Source organism: Amycolatopsis sp. NPDC058278 (assembly GCF_042881395.1).
In the GTDB taxonomy this organism is placed as follows: Bacteria; Actinomycetota; Actinomycetes; order Mycobacteriales; family Pseudonocardiaceae; genus Amycolatopsis.
In genome coordinates this window covers 70,762-90,169 of sequence record NZ_JBHVXZ010000018.1, presented here as the reverse complement: position 1 = coordinate 90,169, position 19,408 = coordinate 70,762, and the positions used below count along the sequence as shown (strand labels likewise).

Sequence of the window (19,408 nt, the reverse complement as noted above, 5' to 3'; positions counted from 1 at the left end):
ATCCTCCCGGCGCCGGCCAGGGTCGGCCGCGCTGCCGGGGCCTGACCGATCGCTGACCAGCGCGCATCCTCCTTCGGAGGGGGATGACCCTCAGCCGAAAGGACGATTCCCCTAGGGGAAATCTCGTTCCCTTGCCCGATGTCCACGGCGGCGGGAACTCGACAGACTCTTCCCCATGACTGACGCAGGGACGGCGGGCAAGCCCGCCGGAGGGGGCCGCATCCGGAGCACGGTTGCGGTGTTGAGACAGCGGCTGCCGTTCACCAGCGGCGTCACGCTCGCGATGCTGGTGCTGGCCGTTGTGACCGGGGCGCTGTGGAACGCCGCCGAAGACCGCGCGGCCTACCCGTTCGTCGCCTACGGACTGCCGTCGCTGGAGGCGGGCCGGTGGTGGACGATGCTCACCGGGCCGTTCTTCGCCGTGGTCCCGTTGTACTACCTCCCGATGGTCGGCAGCTTCGCGCTCTTCGCCGGCTTCGCCGAGTGGAAGCTGGGGACGCGGCGCGCGATGGCCGTGACGATCGTCGGCCAGCTCGTCTCGGTGCTCGTCGCGACCCAGTTCCTCGCGCTCTCCCGCAACTCCGGCTGGCTGTGGGCGGAGCGGGTCGCGGGCAGCCTGGACGTCGGGTTCTCCGGCGGCGCGCTCGCCGCGGTGGCGATCGCCAGCGCGACGCTGCGGCCGCCGTGGGCCCTGCGGCTGCGGGCCGGCTTGTGCGTGTACGCCGGGGTCGCGATCATCTACGTCGGCACGCTGGCCGACCTCGTGCACTTCTTCGCGCTGCTGCTGGCGCTCCCGCTCGGCAAGCGCCTGGTGGGCACGCGGCAGGCGGGCGAGGTGGCGACGCCGAACCTGCGGGAATGGCGGGTGCTCGCCGTGGCCGGTCTGCTGCTGCTCACCATCGCCGAGATCGTCATGTTCCTGGTGCCCGGTGACGGCCCGTTCGGCTCCGACGACGGCGTTTCGCTGTCGGCGCCGGAGCTCGTCGTCCTGGTCCTGCTGGTGGTGCCGATGCTGAACGGGCTGCGCAAGGGCAGCCGCGTCGCGTGGCGCTGGGCGGTCGGGCTGTCGGCGTTCGTGACGGTGCAGGGTCTCGCCGTCGCGACGCTCCTCGGGGTGGCCGACATCTTCGGCGGGGACTACGACACCGCCGGCCTGCCGCTGTTCTTCGTGGACAATCTCTTGTGGACGGTCGAGCTGGCCGTGCTGATCGCCGCGCGGCACGCCTTCCGCGTGCCGTCGCGACGCCGGCTGCGGCGCCACGCGCAGGGCCCGGGACCGGCGCTGGCCCGCAGCCTGCTGGGGCGCCACGGCGGCAGCACGCTGTCGTGGATGACGACCTGGCCCCGCAACACCTACTTCGTCCGCGGGGACGGCCGGTCGTACCTCGCCTACCGCCGCCACGCGGGGGTCGCGGTCGCGCTCGGCGACCCGATCGCGCCGGACGGCACCGCGGCCGCCACGGTCACCGAATTCGCCGCGATGTGCGAAAACTCCGGGCTGGTGCCGTGCGTCTTCTCGGTCACGGAGGCCACCGTCGCGGCGACGCGCGAGCTGGGCTGGCAGCACGTCCAGGTGGCCGAGGACAACGTGCTCGACCTCGACGGCCTCGAGTTCCGCGGCAAGGCCTGGCAGGACGTCCGCTCGGCGCTGAACAAGGCGGCCAAGCAGGACATCGAGTTCCGGCTGGTCCGCCTGGCCGATCAGCCCGAGCCGATCCTGGCGCAGGTCCGGGCGCTGTCGGAGGAGTGGATGTCCGGCAAGGCCATGCCGGAGATGGGCTTCACCCTCGGCGGCCTCGACGAGGCGATGGACCCGGCGACCCGGGTCGGCCTGGCGGTCGACGCGGAGGGCACGGTCCACGGCGTGACGTCGTGGCTGCCGGTCCACACGGGCGCGGGCAAGATCGGCGGCTGGACGCTGGACGTCATGCGCCGCAGCGCCCACGGCTTCCGCCCGGTGATGGAGTTCCTGATCGCCTCGGCATGCCTGGCATTCCGCGACGAAGGCGCGCGGTTCGTCTCGCTCTCGGGTGCCCCGCTGGCCCGCAGCAGCTCCGGCCCGGCGCGCCCGGTGGACCGGGTGCTGGAGTCGCTGGGCCGCGTGATGGAGCCGTACTACGGATTCCGTTCCCTGCACGCGTTCAAGGCGAAGTTCCAGCCCAGGCACGTCCCGCTGTACCTGGCTTTCCGCGACGAAGCCGACCTTCCGCGCGTCGGCCTGGCCCTGAGCCGGGCGTACCTGCCGGACGTCCGCCTGCGGCAGCTGGCCAAGCTGGTCAGTAGCTCTCGGGCACGCTGATCCGCTGCGGGAACCGGATCTTCCGCCTGCTGACCACGTTCTGCTCCTTCGGGATCAGCCGGCCGTCGGTCAGGCGGAGCCAGTGGCCGTTCCGCGAGTCGGTGAAGGCGAGCATCACCCCCGGGGTCATGTCCGGGCGCTGCCACTCCTCGCGGATCGGCATCCGCCACTTCCCGGGCGGGAGGATGGCGTAGAGGTATTCGTCGTCCTCGATGTGCGGGCCGCGGTGCAGGGTGGACCCGGTCATCGGCAGGTTGTGCACGAGGTCGAACGAGACGACGACGTGGTTGATCGCCTCGGCGTTCGCGTTCGACACGACCATGTACCCGGCGGCGCCGGAGCCGGGCTCGGCCCGCTCGATCCACGCGGTGACCTTCGCGGCCTGCTCCTGCCGTTCGCGCAGGTCCCGTTCCCGCCGGTCCGCCTGCGCGAGCCGCCCGTCCCGGATGGCGATCCACAACGCCACCACGACCGCGCCGATCGTGCCGATGCCCCCGACCCACTGGCCGGAAGCGCCCCACCAGTCCGGATCCCGCGGCTCGACGAGCCAGATCCAGGCCTTGGCCAGCAGCGGCCCGAAGATCAGGACGAACCCCCCGGTCGCCAGCACGCCGAGCGCGAAGGCCCGGATCACCGCGAGCCGTCTCTCCGCATCACCGCTCATGCCCCGCAGCCTGCCGAAGTCCGGCGCTCGGCGGAAGCGGACGCGGCAAACCGCGGATCTGTTCGCGCACATCGCATCGGCGCCGGGAGCGCCGACAACCGGGCTCTAGCGGTACGTGGTCGGCGGCGGAGTCGTCGTTCCCCGGTCCGCCACCGGGACGAACCGGTAGCTCCGCACGATCCGCACCAGGTCCTCGCGGATCGAAGGCCCGGACCGGTCGCTGTCCGCGTACGCCACCACCACGCCGGACGTCTCCGCATCCCCGCCGAACGCCAGCGCCGCCACCAGCGCGTGCCGGGCCGCGCACTCCCCCGTCTGCGCCGGGGTCACCTCGGCGACCACGATCCGGGCCGGGATCGCCGTGCCGTCGGCCTTCGTGACCTGCGCGTCCGGGCCCGGGCTCAGCTGGGGTGTCCCGCCGTACGCGGCCGTCGCGAGGTCCGTGGCGGCCTTGCGCGCCGCCGCATCGACGTCGGCCAGGGGTTCCGTGGTGAGGCCCGCGCCACCCAGCGTCGCCTGGCCGCACTTGCCCAGGAAGGCACTCGTGATCAGCCTGATTCCGTCCCAGCCGTGCTGGGTGCCGGGTGCCGGCTGCCAGTTCGGCGGGACGTCGTAGGCGTACGAGCCGTCGCGACCCGCCACGGACTGCCAGCCCGCCACCACCGCCGGCACCGCCGCGCGCGGCGAAGGCGTCGCCACCAGCGGCGCGGTCGGCGGCGAGGACGACGCCGGGTGCTGCTTGCCGACGCCCAGCGCGTTCAGCACGCCGGCGACCAGCGCGATGAACACCAGGCCGAACCACGGCGCCCGCCGCCACTTCAGCGGCTTCGGCTTCGGGCGGATCCGCTTCGGCTGCGCGCGCGGCGCGTCCGCGGGTTCGTAACCGCCGAACCCGCGAAGCGCCGCGTTGTCCTCGTACCCCGGCGTGGCGTCTGTGGTGTTTTCGGAACGCCGTGAGAACCGGCTCATCAGCCCCGGACGAGCTTGACCAGGTGCTCGACGATCGCGTCGACCGCGATTTCCTCGCGCTCGCCGGTCCGCCGGTCCTTGACCTCGACGACGCCGTTGGCCAGCCCGCGCCCGACGACCAGGATGGTCGGGACGCCGACCAGCTCCGCGTCCGCGAACTTGACACCCGGGGTCGCCTTGCGGTCGTCGAGGATGACCTCGACACCGGCCGCGTCCAGCTCGGCGGCGATCTTCTCGGCGCCGGCCGCGACCGTCTCGTCCTTGCCCGCGATGACGATGTGCACGTCGAACGGCGAGACCACGCGCGGCCAGATCAGGCCGAGGTCGTCGTGGTTCTGCTCGGCGAGCACGCCGACCAGCCGCGAGACGCCGACGCCGTAGGAACCCATGGTGATCCGGATCGGCTTCGAGTCCGGGCCGAGCGCGTCGACCTCGAAGGCGTCGGTGTACTTGCGGCCGAGCTGGAAGATGTGCCCGATCTCGATGCCGCGCGCGGCGACCAGGGTGCCCTGCCCGTCCGGCGACGCGTCGCCCTCGCGGACCTCGGCGGCCTCGATCGTGCCGTCCGGGGTGAAGTCGCGGCCGGCCAGCAGGTCGACGACGTGGTGGTCGACCTTGTCGGCGCCGGTGACCCAGGCGGTGCCGGGGGCGATCCGGGGGTCGGCGAGGTAGCGCACGCCGTTGTCCTGCAGCGCCTTCGGGCCGATGTAGCCCTTGACGAGGAACGGGTGCTTCGCGAAGTCGGCCTCGTCGAGCAGCGCGACCTCGGCCGGCTCCAGCGACGCTTCGAGGCGCTTCATGTCCACTTCGCGGTCACCCGGGACGGCGACGCAGACGAGCGTCCATTCGTCCGAGCCCGGCTGACGCGTCTTGAGCATGACGTTCTTCAGCGTGTCCGCGGCGGTGAACGTGCGGCCCAGGCCGGCCTCGTTGAGGAAGCCGACGAGCGTCTCGATGGTCGGCGTGTTCGGCGTGTGGTGCACCTGCGCCTCGGGGCGGCCCTCGACGGGCTGCGCGGCGGGCGCGGGCGTGACGACGGCTTCGACGTTCGCCGCGTACCCGGACTCGGTGCTGCGGACGTAGGTGTCCTCGCCCGTCTCGGCGACCGCGAGGAACTCCTCGGACGCCGAGCCGCCCATGGCACCCGACGTCGCCTTCACGACGACGTACTCGAGGCCGAGCCGGTCGAACAGCTTCACGTAGGCGTCGCGGTGGGCCTGGTAGGAGCGCGCGAGACCGTCGTCGTCCAGGTCGAAGGAGTAGGAGTCCTTCATGACGAACTCGCGGCCGCGCAGGATGCCGGCGCGGGGACGGGCTTCGTCGCGGTACTTCGTCTGGATTTGGTAGAGCGTGACCGGGTAGTCGCGGTACGAGCTGTACTCGCCCTTGACGGTGAGGGCGAAGAGCTCCTCGTGCGTCGGGCCGAGGAGGTAGTCGGCGCCCTTGCGGTCCTTGAGGCGGAAGAGGCCGTCGCCGTACTCGGTCCAGCGGCCGGTGGCCTCGTAGGGCTCCTTCGGCAGCAGCGCGGGGAACTGGATCTCCTGCGCGCCGATGGCGTTCATTTCCTCGCGCACGACGGCCTCGATGCGGCGCAGCACGCGCAGGCCGAGCGGCAGCCAGGAGTACCCGCCCGGGGCGACCCGGCGGACGTAGCCGGCGCGTACCAGGAGCCGGTGGCTCGGTACCTCGGCGTCCGCCGGATCCTCGCGCAACGTGCGAAGGAACAACGACGAAGTCCTGGTGATCACTGGGGGGCTCCCTGCTCCGGGCGGGTGTGAAAGTCCCGCTCAGGGTAGTCAACCACCCGGCCGAGACTCCAACGGGTTACTCGGCGGCCCGTTTTTGTCGGTGGTGACCGCTAGCTTCGGGGCATGGCGATCCACATGGGCATGATCACGATCGACTGCGCGGACCCGCAGGGGCTGGCGGAGTTCTGGACGGCGGCGCTGGGCACGACGGTGGCGCAGGACTACGGCGAGTTCGTGATGCTGGCACCGCCACCGGGAGGCGGGCTGGCGGTGGGGCTGCAGCGGGTGCCGGAGGCCCGCGCGGGCAAGAACCGGGTGCACGTGGACTTCGGCGGTGACGACCGCGACGCCGAGGTGAAGCGGCTGGTGGAGCTGGGCGCGAAGGAGGTGGCGGAGCACGAAGTCCCGGGGCTGGCGTGGACGGTGCTGGTGGACCCGGAGGGCAACGAGTTCTGCGTGTCGGCGGGGGTGCACTGAGCGGAGCACGGCGGCACGTTCCGGGTGAGCGATTTCGCACCATTGAAGAGGAAACGCGGTACAGGTCTTCACCGTACCGCCAGGCGAGCGCCCCGCCGCGCGGCCACGTGACACTTTCCGCGCCTTTGAGGGATTCCACGACCGGCGAGACGCACTCCGGCTTTTTCGTACCGGAAAACGGCTCGCGCACTGCCGCCGGAGAACGGGTGCAGGCTGCATCCGAGCGTCGCCGAACACGCCCTCGCGCTCAGCCACGCCGTGCGACGGGGGCCTGCTCGGTGGTCCGCACAGCAGGGGCCGGACTCGATGCCTTGCCCGCGGCAACAGCCGCTCCCTCGGCCCCCGCCGCGTGATCGTCCGTTCAGCCCATCCCCTCCACACCCGCCTTTCGGCTACTGGCCACCCGCCAACGCCACCCGCTAGCATCGGCGCGGCCAGGAACGGGGGGTCCTTGGTGCGGGGTGACCTCGACATATCCCGTTCACGACGAAATTTCGATTCCCAGGGGGATCCATGCTGCCCGTCAAGGGTGCCTTCACCATGCCCAGAAGGGCCGGGGTGGCGCTCGCCGCCGCGGTTGTCGGCGTTGTCAGCGTTGTCGCCGCCGTTCCCGCCGCCGCCGTCACCGGCGGCAGCCCGGCTGCCGAGGGGGCCTACGCCTTCGCCACCAAGCTCGAAGTCGGCGGGGTCCACGGGTGCAGCGGTGCCCTGGTCGCGCCGCAGTGGGTCGTCACCGCCGCGAGCTGCTTCCCCGAAAACGGCACCCAGGCCGGTCCGCCGAAGCTCGCCACCAAGGCCGTCGTCGGGCAGCGGGGCACCGCCGGCACCGAACGCGCCGTCGTCGACCTGCTCTTCCGGACCGACCGCAACGTCGCCCTGGCCAAGCTGGCCGCGCCGGTCACCGGCGTCACCCCCGTCGCCATCGGCACCGCCGCCCCCGCCCGGAACGAGCTCCTGCGCGTCGCCGGCTACGGCCGGACCGCCACCGAATGGGTGCCCGACAAGCTCCACACCGCCCCGGTCTCCGTGCAGAACGTCACCGCCACCACCCTCGCCGTCCTCGGGGACCCGGCGACCGCCACCACCTGCCAGGGCGACGCCGGCGGTCCCCTCCTGCGCGAGCACGACGGCACCGTCGAGCTCGCCGGCCTCCACCACTCCTCGTGGCAGGCCGGCTGCCTCGGCTCGAACGAGACGCGCCAGGGCACCGTCGAGACCCGCATCGACGACATCGCCGCCTGGATCGGCCTCCGCCTCCGCGGCGACGCCTACACCGCACTCCCCACCGCCCAGCGCGTGTTCGACACCCGCACCGACACCGGCGGCCACAAGAAGCCCCTCGCCGCGGGCGAATCCGTGTCCGTCACCGTCCCGGGCCTGCCGGCCGGCGCCAGTGCCGTCGCGGTCAGCCTGGTCGGCACCGGCGGGACCTCCAGCACCTTCCTGACCGCCTACGGCGACACCCTGCCCACGACGTCCAACGTCAACATCACCGGCGGCCGCACCGCCGCCGGCATGGCCGTGGTCCCGGTCGGGCCGGACGGCAAGATCAAGGTCCGCAACAACGCCGGCGACATCGACGTCATCGTCGACTACCTCGGCTACTACAGCGCCTCCGGCGAGTCGACCTACCAGCCGAAAGACCAGCCTGACCTGCTGCTCGACACCCGGACTCCGCTCGGCGGGCACCCGGGCAAGCTGACCCCGGGCGAGGTCGTGACGGTGCCGGTCCGCGGCGTGGCGGGCGTCCCCGCCGACGCCGTCGCCGTGGCCGTCAACCTCACCGGGACCGAAAGCGACTCCGACACCTTCTTCAGCGTCTTCGCCCAAGGCACCCCCGGCCCGTCGACGCTGAACATCGTGCCGAACGAGCACCGCGCGGCCCAGTCGCTCGTGCGGATCGGCGACGACGGCGCCATCCGCATCTTCCTGCACCACGGCCAGAGCCACGTGCTGCTGTCGGTGGTCGGCTCGTTCGTGCCCGGCGACTCGGGCAGCCGGTACGCGGCGCTGAGCACGCCCACCCGCCTGCTCGACACTCGTGTCGGCACGCCGGCGCCGCTCGGCCCGGGCGCGATCCGCACGGTGCCGGTCGGCGGGCTGCCGGCCGGGGCGACCGCCGCGGCGGTGAACTTGACCGGCACGCAGCCGAGCGTCACGACGTTCCTGAGCGCCTGGTCGCACGACCTGCCGTACAGCAACAGCGTCCCCTCGACGGTGAACATCATGGTGGGCGACAACACGTCCAACGCCGTAACGGTCCGGCTCGGTTCGGGGGCGAAGTTCGACGTCCGCAACTCGGACGGCTCGATGGACATGATCGTCGACCTGCAGGGCTACTACACGCGGTAGCGGGTAGAAAGGCGGCATGAGCGCTCGCGTACTGCTGCCGTGGACCGACATCGACGTGCCGGAGGGGCTCGACGCCGCGTATTACGACGGCGTCGGCGCCCCTCCGGCCGATCTCGGGGACGTCGAGTTCTACGTGCTGCCCTACGACCGCGGGCCCGAGCCGCCGAAGCTGATCAAGGAACTGCCGTCGCTGCGGGTGGTGCAGTCGCTGTCGGCCGGCGTCGAGACGCTCGTGCCGCTGCTCCCCGGCGGCGTGCGCCTGGCGAACGGGCGCGGGCTGCACGACCTCAGCGTCGCCGAGCACGCCCTCGCGCTCATCCACGCGGCGCAGCGGGACCTGCCGCGCTGGTTCGCGCAGCAGACGCGCGGCGAGTGGGTCCGCGAACACACGCGGTCACTGGCCGACAGCCGGGTGCTCCTCGTCGGGTACGGCTCGATCGGGCAGGCCGTCGAACGTCAGCTCGTCGCCGCCGAAGCCGTGGTGACGCGGGTGGCGAGCCGCCCCCGCCCGGCCGAGGACGTCCACGGCGTCGCCGAACTGCCCGCACTGCTGCCCGAGGCCGACATCGTCGTGCTGATCCTGCCCGACACCCCGGCGACGCGCGGCCTCATCGGCCCCGGCGAGCTCGCCGCCCTCCCCGACGACGCCCTGGTGATCAACGTCGGCCGCGGCACGGCGATCGACACGGACGCCCTCCTCGCCGAGACCCGCACCGGACGCCTCCGCGCCGGTCTCGACGTCGTGGACCCGGAACCACTGCCCGCGGATCATCCACTGTGGACGGTGCCGGGGGTCGTCATCACGCCGCACATCGCGGGCGGGTCGGCGTCGTTCTACCCGCGCGCGAAGAAGCTCGCGGCCGAGCAGCTGCGGAGGTACGCGAAGGGCGAGGAGCTGCTCAACCTCGTAGAGCACTGACGGCGGCGGCCCACGCGGCGCGCGAGACGTTCAGCTCGCCGTGCGCCCGGGCCTTCGTGTCCCGGATGCCGACGGAGCGGTCGAGCTTCACCTCGACGCAGTTGGACTCGGCACCGCTGTAGCTCGACTTGCGCCAGACCATGTCCTTCACGCCGAGGCCTCCCGGGTTATCGCGCGACCTCCCGAAGCACGGCTCGGGTGTCGTCTTCACTCAGTGCCTTGCCAGCGAGGATCTTAGCTTGTTTCCGGTAGCTGTTGACCACATCGTCTTCGTGGAGGAACGCGGTGGCGTGCGAGTTCTCCAAGTGCACGATCGGCGGGAGACCGGCGAACTCGTACAAGATGAATGAGCCCATCAACCCCCGATGGTAGCCGATATTCGCGGGCACGATCCGGAGCGAAACGTTCGGCCGCTGCATCATCGTCAGCAGATGATCCATCTGATCCGACATCACCTCGGCACTGCCGATTTCTTCCCGGATGGCGATCTCGCCCACCAAAGCGGTGAGCCGGACCGGATCCGGCCTCGCCAAAATCCCTTGCCGGTTCAACCGCGCGACCAGCCTCGTGTCGGCTTGCGGCAGCTCGATCTCCGAATTGGTCAGGATCGCTCGCGCATAGTCCGGTGTCTGCAGGAGGCCCGGCACGATGGCGAGTTCCCAGTTCGTGATGCGGGTGGCGGTGCGCTCGTACTCCACGATCCCGCTCAGCGCCGGCGGCAAGTCCGACGGGTTCGAGTCGAGCCAGTTGTCGTCGCGGGCGTGCCTGGCCAGGCGCATCATGCGGTCGTACGTCACGTCGTCGACCCGCAGCGCGCCCAGCAGCCTCGCCACGTCCTCCGGCTGCGGCACCCGCTGGCCCTTTTCCCACGCCGACAGCAACTGCGGCAGAATCCGGACCATCCGGGCGAGTTCGCGCAGTCCCTTTCCCCGCGCTACTCGCACTTCGCGCAGCGACGCGGCCAATGCCCTCGAACCGGGCGAGGTGGAAGTCGGCTTCATGTCGTGATGGTACGAATGCCGTCCATTCCCCGATCGGCGGTGGGGCGTCCCGATTTCAGGACAGCACGTACACGTGCCATTCGTCGTCGACGCGATATCCGCACCGTTCGTAAACACCCAGCGCGCGGTGCGCATTGTCGACGTCGACGTTGAGGGCGGACCGGTCGAATCCTGCCTCCTTCGCCGCCTTGAGCGTGTGCCCCAGCAGCCCGGACGCGACACCGCGGCCGCGCAGCGCGGCCCGGGTTCCCACCCAGGTGGCGTAGTGCTCGCGGATGCCCGTCGCCGCGGTTTCGGACGCGTAGTGGTGGCTCAGCACGAAGGCCAGCACCTTGTCGCCGTCCAGGACGAGGAACGACAGCTCCGGGCGGAAGTCCTTCGAGCCGGTGACCAGGTGGCGCCAGGCGTCCGGCTCGTAGACCGTGCTGCCCCAGTGGCCGGCGAAGGTGTCGTTGCGGGCGTCGAGGGCGGCGAGGTCGTGCTCGAAGTCGAAGGGCACCGCCTCGAAGCCGTCCGGCAGCGGGGGCTGCGGCGGCAGGTCCGCGAGGCCGACGCGCATGTTGACCATCGTCCGGCCGTGCGTGTAGCCCGCGCGGGCGAGGACGTCCGCGATCCAGCGCTCGTTCTGGTGACTGCCGTGGTGCAGTTCGAGGGGCGCGCCCGGGAAGGCGCGCTCGTGGACCTCGCGGCTCGTGCGTGCGAACCACTCGACCAGGTGAGTGCCGACGGCGTCGGTGCGGTGCTCCGGGTGCACGACCGACTGGAGCCGGATCATGTGCACGGGATCGGCGGCGTCGCGGCGGCGGACCAGGCCGTAGCCCACGAGCCGGTCGCCCGCCCAGGCGCCGACGGTGGCGCGGGGCAGGTCGACGTTGGGGGCGTCCAGCTCGTCGTGGAGGTCTTCCGCGCTGAAGTGCTCACCCGTCCGGTCGACTTCCTCGGCGGCCGCGTACAGCCGGGCGAGGGCGGGAGCGTCGTCGAGGGCCAACGGGCGCCAGGTCAGGTCCATGCCGGGAGGCTAGGCCGGGCGGCGGCGTCCGTGCACCCCGATTTACGCTCGGGGCGTGCTGGTGCTCCTCCCCCCTTCCGAGACCAAGGCCGACGGCGGCCGCGGCGGCCCGCTCGACTTCGACGCGCTGTCGTTCCCCGAGCTGAACCCGACGCGCGCGAAGCTCGCCGACGCGCTGGCCGAGCTGGCCGCCGACGTCCCGGCCAGCATCGCGGCCCTGGGCCTCACCGAGCGGCAGGCGGGCGAAGTGGCGCGCAACGCGGAGCTGCGGACGTCCCCGACGATGCCGGCGCTGCGCCGCTACACCGGCGTGCTGTACGACGCACTGGACGTGAAGAGCTTCACGAAGGCGGGGCTGGAGAAGGCCCACCGGCGGCTGGCGGTGACGTCATCGCTGTTCGGCGTGGTGTCGGCCACCGACCCGATCCCGGCGTACCGCCTCTCGGGCGGCAACTCGCTGCCGGCGCTGGGCACCGTCCGGGGGCTGTGGAAGCCGGTCCTCGAGCCGGTGCTGCGGGAGGTCGAGGGCCTGGTGGTGGACCTGCGCTCGGGGACGTACTCGGCGTTCGCGAAGCTGCGCCCGGACGCGGTGACGGTCCGCGTGGTGACGGAGAACGCCCGCGGCGAGCGCGTGACGGTGAGCCACTTCAACAAGGCGTACAAGGGCCGCCTGGCCCACGTGCTGGCGGCCACCCGCGCCGAGCCGTCCACTGTGGACCAGCTGGTGAAGGTGATCACCAAGGCCGGGCTGGTGGTCGAGCGCACCGGCGAGCACGCACTGGAGCTGGTCACCGAGGGCTGACGGCCCGCTCGAACAACGCCCCGGAGCGGTCGTTCACTCCCCGTCGAGGCTCGCCGCCCCCCTTCCAGTCCTCCTCGGAAGCCACGCGGAGGCGGAATCCGCTCAAAACCGGTCCGGCGCGAACGGGCTCAGATCGAAGCCCGGGTCCTCGCCCACCGCCACCGCCGCCACCAGCTTTCCGGCGAACGGTGCGTTCGTCAGCCCGCCCGCGCCGAAGCCCGTCGACACCGCCAGGCCCGGGCGGATCAGGCCCAGCACCGGGAGCCCGTCCGGCGTGCCCGGGCGGAAACCGACCCGGGTCTCCGCGAGGGTCGCGTCCGCCAGACCCGGCGCCACCGCCAGCGCGTTCTCCAGCACCTCGCGCTGCCCGGCCGCCGTGACGCGGTAGTCGAAGCCCGACTCCGCCTCGCGCGTCGCGCCCGCCACCACCCGGCCGCCGCCGAACGCCAGGAGGTAGTGGCCGGTGCGCGGGAGGACCACCGGCCACGCCGCCGTTTCCGTGCCCGGCAGGTCGAAGTGGCTGATCTGGCCGCGGTGCGGCGTCACCGGCAGGTCGATGCCCAGCGGTGCCAGCAGTTCCCGGCTCCACGCGCCGGCCGCGACCACGACGCTGTCCGCTTCGAGCGGGCCGTCCGGGCTCGCCACCGTGCCGTCGGCGCGGAACGCGACTTCGCCCTCGACGAACTTCGCGCCCCGGCGCTCGGCGGCCGCCAGCAGGGCGCGGCGCAGCAGGTGCCCGTCGACGCGGCCGGCGCCCGCCAGGTGCACCGCGCCCAGCCCGGGCGCCAGCGCCGGGAACAGCTCGCGGGCCTGCGCCGGGTCGAGGCGCCGGACCTCGCCGATCTCGGGGGCGTCCGCCGCCCGGGACGTCAGCCGCTCGTGCGCTTCCGCCAGCTCCGCGTCGTCGGCCGACACCACCATTCCGCCGACCACCTCGAACGACGAACCTTCGAGCTCCGCGGTGAACTCCCGGTAGTACCGGCCGGCGGCCGCCGCGAGCGGGTACAGCGCGTCGTCCCGGCGCGACGTCCAGGGACTGACGATGCCGGCACCGGCTTCGGTCGCCGTCCCCGGGCGGGCCGCGTCCGCCAAGATCACTTCCGCGCCGAGGCGGCCGAGGTGCCAGGCCGTCGCCGCGCCGCCGATTCCGCTGCCGATCACGAGCACTCGCATGCTCCCACCCTGCCCGATCTTGCCGCGCCCGGACCAACGGGATAACCCACGCCGACGGCCGGCCGGTCGTATGCTGCGCGCCATGCCGAGTCGTGCCGAGCGGTATTCCGCCCATCTCGACACCCTGACGGGGTCCGCCGCGCCCCGGCTGCAGCCCATTCCCTCGACGCAGCCCGGGCTCGACGACGTCATCGCGTTCGTCTACGCCGACGAGCCCGAACCGCGCTACCTGACCGGGGCGACCTACGGCCTTTCCCTGGCCGACCACCCGGACTGGCACGGCGTGCGCCCGGAGCTGTGGATCAGCGTCCGGTCCGACGACCCGATCTGGGCGCTGGCCATCGGCTACCTGGCCGAGCAGCTGCGCGGCACGTGCCCGTTCGTCTACGGCGACACCATCGACTTCGGCCAGCCGATCGCCCCGGAGTCGTCGATGACGGCGTTCGCCGTTTCGGCGCCGGCGGGCCTCGACGCGCACCAGTACACGCTGATCGACATCGGCGGCGCGCCGATCAGCATCGCGGGCTGCTACCCCGTGCACGACACCGAGCGGAAGTACATCCGCGAGCACGGCATCGAGGCGTTCTGGCAGCTGGACTGGGACCTCTACGACGTCCGCCGCGCGCCGGTGGTCTAGACACGGCGCCGCACGAGGTCGCCGACCGCCGCCACGAACGCCTCGACGTCCAGGCTGTCGTCCCAGGAGGCCTGCAGCAGCAGCCCCTGGTAGACAGCGACGAGCACGCGGATCAAGGGTTCCGGTGCGACGTCCGCGAACGCCTCGAGCTGCTCCTCCACGCCTTGGCGCGCGAGAGCGCGGATCCGGGGTTCGCGGACGGTTTCGGCCCACGCCTGCAGCCCGAGGTTCCGCTGCTGCGCCGCCGCCGGATCCGCGATCTCCCGGAGGAGGCCGAGGTAGGCGGTGAGCGGGTCGCCCGCGGAGCCGAGGCCGGCCGAGCGGGTCGTGTGCCATTCCCCGACGATCGCGAGGATCATGTCCTCCTTGCCGGTGAAGTACCGGTAGATCAGCCCGGCGGACAGACCGGACTCCTTGACGATGTCCTGCATCGACGTGCGGTGGAACCCGTTGCGGGCGAAGCAGCCGGCCGCGGCGTCGAGGATCTGCCGGCGGCGGTTCGTCAGGTGTTCCGCGCTGACCTTGGGCATTACCGGACCACCGCCCACGCGATCCGGTAGAACCCGGCGGCGGGCTCGTCCCGGTGGTAGCGCGCGGCCGCTTCCTCCGCCGACAGGTCGCCCTTCAGGTCGAGGCCCCGTTCGGCCAGGTAGCCGGGCACGTCGGCGGGGTGGAGGCCGAACGTCCACGGCTCGCCGACCTTCTCGACCTCCCGGTGCCACGGGGTGTCGGCGCCGAGCGCCGAGCGGTCGACGTAGGTGAAGATGACCGTGCTGCCGCGCGCGACGATCCTGGTCAGGTCGCGGAGGGTCGCGTCGACGGCCCGCTCGGTGAGGTAGTTAGTGACGCCTTCCCAGATGACCGCGGTGCGCTTCCCGGGGAAACCGCCGAGGGCCGCGGCGAGGCTTTCGGAGCCGAGATCGACGGGGACGTAGTGCACGTGCGCCCGATCGGGGACGCGCTGCCGCTTGGCCTGCTGGGTGGCCGCGCGGTCGACCTCGTAGGTGGGCGGCATCCCGGGGATCCGGTGGGCCCGGCTGTCGTAGCCGGCGCCGAGCAGCAGGACCTGGTCCGGCCGGGCTTCGGCGAGCAGGTCGTCGATCAGCCGGGTGCGGGCCACGGCGGACGTGCGGGGCCCGTCCGGGTAGCGGTGGTCGATGAGCCGCGCGATGCCGTGCCCGACGAGCGGGACCGTGGCGGCCCGCACGAGCCAGCGGTAGCGGGCGGAAAGGAACCGGATGGCGTGGTCGTCGGCGAAGAGCCGGTCGCGGCGCCGGGTCTCGAGGGCGCGGAAGAAGGCGACGTGCTCGGCGGTCCGGCTGGCGGTGTGCATGCGGCCAGCATAATGAATGAACGTTCGTTTTCAAGAGGCCGCCACGCCGCCCGGCGAACCGCCGTTCAGTCCCGGTACGCGGCCGCCGCGAGCTGCGCAAACGACCGGACCAGCGGCCCGGCGTCCTTCCAGGCGACGACCACCGGGCTCGGCGCCAGGCCGGTCAGCGGCACCACGACCAGTTCGCCCGGCGGCCGGTGCCCGAGCGGCATCAGCCCGACGGTGCCGTTCCACAAGACCGCCTGCAAGCACTCCTGGACCGCCCGCACCACCGGCCCTTCGCGGGGTTCGCCGCCGTGCCAGTACGCCTGCCAGACCGGGTCCGTGCCGTCGGGGAACCGGAACCAGCGCCGTCCGGCCAGGTCGGCGAGCGTGACCCGGACACGGCCGGCCAGCGGGTCGTCGGCGCGCAGCACCGCGCCCACCGGGTCGGCGCGCAGCTCGTGCACCGCCAAGCCGGTCTCGTCGAAGGGCCCGCGGGTCAGCGCGACGTCGACCAGGCCGGCCCGCAGCCCGCACGTCGGATCGGTGAGATCGGCGTCGCGGACGCGGACCTCGACGTCCGGGTGCTGCCGCCGGTACGCGTCGGCCAGCCGGGTCGCGGCCGGGTCGGCGCCGTCGCCGAGGATGCCGACCGTGAGGCTCGGCGCACCCGCCGCCGTGGCGACGCGCACGCGGGCCTGGTCGGCCTGGTCGAGCAGGGCCCGCGCCTCGGCCAGGAGCGCCGTCCCGGCCGGGGTGAGCGTGACGCCCGCGGCGGACCGCAGCAGCAGGACGGCCCCGACGTCGGTTTCCAGCTGCTTGATCGCCCGGCTCAGCGGCGGCTGGCTCATGTGCAGCCGCGCCGCGGCCCGGCCGAAGTGGAGTTCCTCGGCGACCGCGACGAAGTACCGCAGCGTGCGCAGCTCCATGACCGGCGACGATATTCGCCCGGTATCGGCACCACCGAACCGGTCTTGGACGCCGGTGCCCGGGCGGCGGTGGAATCGGGGCATGACCGAGCTGACCGATCCCGCCGTGCGCGTCTCCGGCGCCCGGGAGATCGCCCCCGACCTGCTGGTGATCCCGAACGACCACGTCGACCTGGTGCCCAACATCGGCGTCGTCGGCGGCACCGAGGCCGTCCTGGTCGTCGACACGGGCATCGGCACCGCCAACGCGGCGCAGGTGCTCGCCTTCGCGCGCGAAGTGGCGAAGGGCCGGCGCCTGTACCTGACCACGACGCACTTCCACCCCGAGCACGCGTTCGGCGCGCAGGTCTTCGCCGGCGAGGCGACCTACCTGGTCAACCGCGGCCAGGCCGAGGACCTCGCCACCCGGGGCCCGGGTTACCTGGCGATGTTCCGCGGCCTGGGCGAGACGATCGCCCGCCGCCTCGACGGCGTCCAGCTGCCGGCGCCCGACGAGGTCCACGACGGCACGCGGGACCTCGACCTCGGCGGCCGGACCGTCCGGCTGCGTCCCACCGGCCGCGGCCACACCGCCGGTGACCAGGTCGTCGAGGTCCCGGACGCCGGCGTCCTGTTCACCGGCGACCTGGCCGAGACCGGGCAGTTCGCCATCTTCCCGTGGTTCCCGCCGCACGACACGGACGTCTCGGGCGTCGGCTGGCTCGCCGTCCTGGACCGGCTGGTGTCAGCCGGGCCCCGAGTGGTCGTCCCCGGCCACGGCGACATCGGCGGGCTGCCGGTGCTCACCGACGTCCGCGACTACCTGCGGGAGCTGCGCGACGAGACGTGGCGGCGCCGGGACTCGGCGATGGACTCCGAGCAGCTCGTCGCCGAGGTCCGGGCGGTGCTCGTCGAGCGCCATCCGGAGTGGGCGGGCCGGGAGTGGATCGAACCGGGCATCGGGTGCCTCTGCGCGGAACACGGCGTCACGGCGTGACGAGCCACTCGACGATCGCCCGCGAGATGGCGCCGCCGGCTCGCTCGTCGTAGCCCTCGAAGCACGGCATCGAGTTGGCCTCCAGGAAGAACCACTCGCCGGTGGCACGCTCGATCTTGAAGTCGACGCCCAGCAGCGGGACGCCGCAGTGCCCGGTCAGCCGCGCACAGCCTTCGGCGATCTCCGGGGGCGGGACCAGCGGGCGGTAGTCGTTGGTCCCGCGGACGGTCCGGTAGTCGAGCACCGGCGAGTCGATCAGCTCGCCGAACGAGCGGCCCCCCACGACGTGGACGCGCACGTCCGGCCCGACGATCCGCTCCTGGAACAGCACCGGCAGGTGGACCAGCCGGGGCAGCCGCGACTCGTGGTGCGGTTCGAAGACCGTCGCCCACGTCTTCGTCGCGCTGGCACCTTTGAAGATCGCCCCGGCACGGCAGCCGCGGACGAAGTCCCGTGCCTCCCCCGGGTCCGAAGTGAGGCAGGTTTCCGGGATCCGCCAGCCGCCGACTTCGCCGAGGACCACCGAATGCAGCAGCTTGGTGAATCCCGACGCTTCGCGCAGCGGCGGGTTCATCACCTTGCCGGGCACGAATTCGAGGATCCGCGCCAGCGCCTCGGTCTGGCCCGCCGAGGCCGCCGCCAGTTCGGCGGTGGGCGCGGCGGAGGCGACCTCCACGAGCCGGCCCCAGACGGCGGTGAAGTCCCCGGCCCGGTGGCTCTCGCCGTCCAGCGACAACACCGTGTCGGCCGGGCGCTCCAAGGGAATCCGGATGCTGCCGCGCATGGTCAGCGAGGGCAGGTCGACCGGCCGGAACGCGATCCCGGCCCGGCGCAGGGCCCGCAGCCCGGCCGTGAAGGTCGGGTCGGCCGCGACGCCCAGGCAGAGGATCACGGGGTGAGCCCGGCCAGCAGCGCCGCGTAGACCTGGTCCTCGAGGTCCGGGAACAGCTGGTGCCCCGGCCAGCACGAGACGTCGGCCAGCCGCGGACCAGAGGCTCCCAGTTCCGCCCGGAAGTCGGCGAACACCGTGCCCCGCCCGCGGAGCCAGCCGACGATCGGAGCCACCCGATCCGCCGTCTCCCGGGCGAGCCGTCCTCCGGCGCCGCCCACCTCGAAGACCTCGGCTCCGGCGACGAGGAACCGGCGCGCGCGGCCGGGGTCGGCGATCTGGACGACGTCGAACCGGCCGCGCGGCGCGTCGGGATCCACCACTGTCCACTCGGGAATGCGGTACACCTCCCGGCCTGGCGCCGAACCGTCGTTGAGGATCACCGTGCGCGGCGGCTCGACGACGCCGGCGCCGGCGAGTTCCAGCGGGTCCAGGCGCGCCAGGAAGCCGTGTTCCGACGGCCGGTTGACCACTGGCCCCGGCCACAACGCCACCGCCGACCACAACGCCGCGTAGGTCTCGGCCGCGGCGAACGCGCGATCCGGGTTCGACTCGTCACTCCAGCCGCCGGTCCCGCGGTTGAGGATTCCGCTGATCTCGGCGCCGTCGCACGTCAGCCGCGCCCGGCAGACCCGCTCCCGGGTCGCCCGCACCGAGACGCCGACCCGGCCGAACCCGTGCGCGACGACCGTCGGAATCCCTTGCCGGACCGCGAAACCGGCGAACCGGGCCGCCGTCTCGTCCGTGTCCGGGGCGATGACCAGGAGCGTCATCGCCCGCTGGTTTCCCAGACCTCGAGGGCCGCCGCGACCTGCCAGGCGGTTCTCGCCAATTCGTCGGCCACCGGGGGCCGCGCTTCGGCCGGGATGAACGGTTCGCCGGGCGCGATGGTGCTGCCGTCACCTTCAGCGGAACCGGCCGGCATACCGCTCCATCGATTCGCTGGTCTCGGTGTTCTCGCTGGTTTCCGTCATCTCGGAACGCTCGCTGCTCTCGCTTCCTTCGGTGCCTTCCTTTCCTTCGGAACGCTCGGTGTTTTCGGAACTCTCGGTACCCTCGGACCCGATCCGTGACGCTTCGGGAATTCCGGTCCGGGAAGTCAAGCCGAGGTAGCTCGCCGCGCGCCTTCTGATCTCGAGCGGGAAATCCGTGAATGCAGCCTGGTCGCCCATCGTGACTCCTCCCGCGCCCCACCCGTCACCGGCCTTTTCATGGGAGCACCCGGCGGATCCGGGTGTCAACGCCGCCC

General features: G+C 72.5%; 21 protein-coding genes. 7 read left to right on the top strand and 14 right to left on the bottom strand.

Going from position 1 to position 19,408, the window contains the following annotated elements:
- The first annotated feature begins 238 nt into the window (after nucleotides 1-238).
- Nucleotides 239-2,299 (top strand): bifunctional lysylphosphatidylglycerol flippase/synthetase MprF, encoded by a 2,061-nt coding sequence (locus ACFVYA_RS12195; protein WP_387044714.1) that lies wholly within the window; start codon nucleotides 239-241, stop codon nucleotides 2,297-2,299.
- Here the strand turns inward: ACFVYA_RS12195 and ACFVYA_RS12190 are convergent.
- The 3 genes from ACFVYA_RS12190 to ACFVYA_RS12180 form a co-directional block, all read right to left on the bottom strand.
- Nucleotides 2,277-2,963 carry a hypothetical protein gene (locus tag ACFVYA_RS12190; protein WP_387044693.1) on the bottom strand — a complete coding sequence of 229 codons (687 nt, stop codon included), beginning with the start codon at nucleotides 2,961-2,963 and terminating at the stop codon, nucleotides 2,277-2,279. The genes ACFVYA_RS12195 and ACFVYA_RS12190 overlap by 23 nt on opposite strands.
- 105 nt (nucleotides 2,964-3,068) lie before the next feature.
- Nucleotides 3,069-3,932, bottom strand: a complete 864-nt coding sequence (locus ACFVYA_RS12185; RefSeq protein WP_387044692.1) for a hypothetical protein — start codon at nucleotides 3,930-3,932, stop codon at nucleotides 3,069-3,071.
- Nucleotides 3,932-5,680, bottom strand: coding sequence for a proline--tRNA ligase (locus ACFVYA_RS12180; protein WP_387044691.1), 1,749 nt, complete (start codon nucleotides 5,678-5,680; stop codon nucleotides 3,932-3,934). The genes ACFVYA_RS12185 and ACFVYA_RS12180 overlap by 1 nt, the downstream gene beginning before the upstream one ends.
- A gap of 123 nt (nucleotides 5,681-5,803) precedes the next feature.
- Between ACFVYA_RS12180 and ACFVYA_RS12175 the strand changes: the two genes are divergently transcribed.
- The 3 genes from ACFVYA_RS12175 to ACFVYA_RS12165 all read left to right on the top strand — a co-directional run bounded on the left by ACFVYA_RS12175 (nucleotide 5,804) and on the right by ACFVYA_RS12165 (nucleotide 9,428).
- Nucleotides 5,804-6,157 carry a VOC family protein gene (locus ACFVYA_RS12175; RefSeq protein ID WP_387044690.1) on the top strand — a complete coding sequence of 118 codons (354 nt, stop codon included), beginning with the start codon at nucleotides 5,804-5,806 and terminating at the stop codon, nucleotides 6,155-6,157.
- A 540-nt stretch (nucleotides 6,158-6,697) separates the two neighbouring features.
- Nucleotides 6,698-8,509 carry a S1 family peptidase gene (locus ACFVYA_RS12170; RefSeq protein ID WP_387044689.1) on the top strand — a complete coding sequence of 604 codons (1,812 nt, stop codon included), beginning with the start codon at nucleotides 6,698-6,700 and terminating at the stop codon, nucleotides 8,507-8,509.
- Nucleotides 8,510-8,525: 16 nt separating this feature from the next.
- Nucleotides 8,526-9,428: a 2-hydroxyacid dehydrogenase gene (locus ACFVYA_RS12165; RefSeq protein ID WP_387044688.1), complete on the top strand. Its 903-nt coding sequence runs from the start codon at nucleotides 8,526-8,528 to the stop codon at nucleotides 9,426-9,428.
- Here the strand turns inward: ACFVYA_RS12165 and ACFVYA_RS12160 are convergent.
- Genes ACFVYA_RS12160 through ACFVYA_RS12150 form a run of 3 tightly spaced genes read right to left on the bottom strand, consistent with a single transcriptional unit; the run spans nucleotide 9,409 to nucleotide 11,438 of the window.
- Nucleotides 9,409-9,570, bottom strand: a complete 162-nt coding sequence (locus ACFVYA_RS12160; protein ID WP_387044713.1) for a DUF397 domain-containing protein — start codon at nucleotides 9,568-9,570, stop codon at nucleotides 9,409-9,411. The two genes, ACFVYA_RS12165 and ACFVYA_RS12160, sit on opposite strands and share 20 nt — an antisense overlap.
- A gap of 25 nt (nucleotides 9,571-9,595) precedes the next feature.
- Nucleotides 9,596-10,429 carry a helix-turn-helix transcriptional regulator gene (locus ACFVYA_RS12155; protein ID WP_387044687.1) on the bottom strand — a complete coding sequence of 278 codons (834 nt, stop codon included), beginning with the start codon at nucleotides 10,427-10,429 and terminating at the stop codon, nucleotides 9,596-9,598.
- A gap of 55 nt (nucleotides 10,430-10,484) precedes the next feature.
- The gene (locus ACFVYA_RS12150; RefSeq protein WP_387044686.1) at nucleotides 10,485-11,438 is read right to left on the bottom strand and encodes a GNAT family N-acetyltransferase; all 954 of its coding nucleotides are present in this window, start codon (nucleotides 11,436-11,438) and stop codon (nucleotides 10,485-10,487) included.
- A 55-nt stretch (nucleotides 11,439-11,493) separates the two neighbouring features.
- On the opposite strand from ACFVYA_RS12150, the gene yaaA reads away from it, so the two are divergent.
- Entirely contained in the window at nucleotides 11,494-12,240 is a 747-nt protein-coding gene (yaaA, locus tag ACFVYA_RS12145) for a peroxide stress protein YaaA (protein ID WP_285989351.1), read from the top strand.
- A 102-nt stretch (nucleotides 12,241-12,342) separates the two neighbouring features.
- On the opposite strand, the gene ACFVYA_RS12140 is transcribed toward yaaA, so the two are convergent.
- A complete protein-coding gene (locus ACFVYA_RS12140; protein ID WP_387044685.1) occupies nucleotides 12,343-13,413 on the bottom strand; it encodes an NAD(P)/FAD-dependent oxidoreductase in 1,071 nt (356 codons plus the stop codon).
- 82 nt (nucleotides 13,414-13,495) lie between these two features.
- On the opposite strand from ACFVYA_RS12140, the gene ACFVYA_RS12135 reads away from it, so the two are divergent.
- A complete protein-coding gene (locus tag ACFVYA_RS12135) occupies nucleotides 13,496-14,050 on the top strand; it encodes a suppressor of fused domain protein (protein WP_285989349.1) in 555 nt (184 codons plus the stop codon).
- On the opposite strand, the gene ACFVYA_RS12130 is transcribed toward ACFVYA_RS12135, so the two are convergent.
- The 3 genes from ACFVYA_RS12130 to ACFVYA_RS12120 all read right to left on the bottom strand — a co-directional run bounded on the left by ACFVYA_RS12130 (nucleotide 14,047) and on the right by ACFVYA_RS12120 (nucleotide 16,294).
- Nucleotides 14,047-14,580, bottom strand: a complete 534-nt coding sequence (locus tag ACFVYA_RS12130; protein WP_387044684.1) for a TetR/AcrR family transcriptional regulator — start codon at nucleotides 14,578-14,580, stop codon at nucleotides 14,047-14,049. The genes ACFVYA_RS12135 and ACFVYA_RS12130 overlap by 4 nt on opposite strands.
- Entirely contained in the window at nucleotides 14,580-15,383 is an 804-nt protein-coding gene (locus ACFVYA_RS12125; RefSeq protein WP_387044683.1) for a class I SAM-dependent methyltransferase, read from the bottom strand. Before ACFVYA_RS12125 ends, ACFVYA_RS12130 begins: the two co-directional genes overlap by 1 nt.
- 65 nt (nucleotides 15,384-15,448) lie before the next feature.
- Nucleotides 15,449-16,294, bottom strand: coding sequence for a LysR family transcriptional regulator (locus ACFVYA_RS12120; RefSeq protein ID WP_387044682.1), 846 nt, complete (start codon nucleotides 16,292-16,294; stop codon nucleotides 15,449-15,451).
- A gap of 82 nt (nucleotides 16,295-16,376) precedes the next feature.
- Here ACFVYA_RS12120 and ACFVYA_RS12115 point away from each other — a divergent pair, with 82 nt between their 5' ends.
- A complete protein-coding gene (locus ACFVYA_RS12115) occupies nucleotides 16,377-17,270 on the top strand; it encodes an MBL fold metallo-hydrolase (protein WP_387044681.1) in 894 nt (297 codons plus the stop codon).
- Here the strand turns inward: ACFVYA_RS12115 and ACFVYA_RS12110 are convergent.
- The 4 genes from ACFVYA_RS12110 to ACFVYA_RS12095 are packed head-to-tail and all read right to left on the bottom strand — an operon-like array spanning nucleotide 17,260 to nucleotide 19,331.
- Nucleotides 17,260-18,162, bottom strand: coding sequence for a hypothetical protein (locus tag ACFVYA_RS12110; protein WP_387044680.1), 903 nt, complete (start codon nucleotides 18,160-18,162; stop codon nucleotides 17,260-17,262). The genes ACFVYA_RS12115 and ACFVYA_RS12110 overlap by 11 nt on opposite strands.
- Nucleotides 18,159-18,932, bottom strand: coding sequence for a hypothetical protein (locus ACFVYA_RS12105; protein WP_387044679.1), 774 nt, complete (start codon nucleotides 18,930-18,932; stop codon nucleotides 18,159-18,161). Before ACFVYA_RS12105 ends, ACFVYA_RS12110 begins: the two co-directional genes overlap by 4 nt.
- A complete protein-coding gene (locus tag ACFVYA_RS12100; protein WP_387044678.1) occupies nucleotides 18,929-19,084 on the bottom strand; it encodes a hypothetical protein in 156 nt (51 codons plus the stop codon). The genes ACFVYA_RS12105 and ACFVYA_RS12100 overlap by 4 nt, the downstream gene beginning before the upstream one ends.
- Nucleotides 19,065-19,331, bottom strand: coding sequence for a hypothetical protein (locus ACFVYA_RS12095; protein WP_387044677.1), 267 nt, complete (start codon nucleotides 19,329-19,331; stop codon nucleotides 19,065-19,067). Before ACFVYA_RS12095 ends, ACFVYA_RS12100 begins: the two co-directional genes overlap by 20 nt.
- Nucleotides 19,332-19,408: the final 77 nt, after the last annotated feature.

Coding starts and splice junctions, on each gene's coding strand:
- ACFVYA_RS12160 (WP_387044713.1), bottom strand. CDS start 9,570: ATGGTCTGGCGCAAGTCGAGCTACAGCGGTGCCGAGTCCAACTGCGTC.
- ACFVYA_RS12140 (WP_387044685.1), bottom strand. CDS start 13,413: ATGCGAGTGCTCGTGATCGGCAGCGGAATCGGCGGCGCGGCGACGGCC.
- ACFVYA_RS12130 (WP_387044684.1), bottom strand. CDS start 14,580: ATGCCCAAGGTCAGCGCGGAACACCTGACGAACCGCCGCCGGCAGATC.
- ACFVYA_RS12095 (WP_387044677.1), bottom strand. CDS start 19,331: ATGGGCGACCAGGCTGCATTCACGGATTTCCCGCTCGAGATCAGAAGG.
- ACFVYA_RS12115 (WP_387044681.1), top strand. CDS start 16,377: ATGACCGAGCTGACCGATCCCGCCGTGCGCGTCTCCGGCGCCCGGGAG.
- ACFVYA_RS12170 (WP_387044689.1), top strand. CDS start 6,698: ATGCCCAGAAGGGCCGGGGTGGCGCTCGCCGCCGCGGTTGTCGGCGTT.
- ACFVYA_RS12100 (WP_387044678.1), bottom strand. CDS start 19,084: ATGCCGGCCGGTTCCGCTGAAGGTGACGGCAGCACCATCGCGCCCGGC.
- ACFVYA_RS12120 (WP_387044682.1), bottom strand. CDS start 16,294: ATGGAGCTGCGCACGCTGCGGTACTTCGTCGCGGTCGCCGAGGAACTC.
- ACFVYA_RS12135 (WP_285989349.1), top strand. CDS start 13,496: ATGCCGAGTCGTGCCGAGCGGTATTCCGCCCATCTCGACACCCTGACG.
- ACFVYA_RS12185 (WP_387044692.1), bottom strand. CDS start 3,932: ATGAGCCGGTTCTCACGGCGTTCCGAAAACACCACAGACGCCACGCCG.
- ACFVYA_RS12175 (WP_387044690.1), top strand. CDS start 5,804: ATGGCGATCCACATGGGCATGATCACGATCGACTGCGCGGACCCGCAG.
- ACFVYA_RS12150 (WP_387044686.1), bottom strand. CDS start 11,438: ATGGACCTGACCTGGCGCCCGTTGGCCCTCGACGACGCTCCCGCCCTC.
- ACFVYA_RS12105 (WP_387044679.1), bottom strand. CDS start 18,932: ATGACGCTCCTGGTCATCGCCCCGGACACGGACGAGACGGCGGCCCGG.
- ACFVYA_RS12190 (WP_387044693.1), bottom strand. CDS start 2,963: ATGAGCGGTGATGCGGAGAGACGGCTCGCGGTGATCCGGGCCTTCGCG.
- ACFVYA_RS12155 (WP_387044687.1), bottom strand. CDS start 10,429: ATGAAGCCGACTTCCACCTCGCCCGGTTCGAGGGCATTGGCCGCGTCG.
- ACFVYA_RS12125 (WP_387044683.1), bottom strand. CDS start 15,383: ATGCACACCGCCAGCCGGACCGCCGAGCACGTCGCCTTCTTCCGCGCC.
- ACFVYA_RS12165 (WP_387044688.1), top strand. CDS start 8,526: ATGAGCGCTCGCGTACTGCTGCCGTGGACCGACATCGACGTGCCGGAG.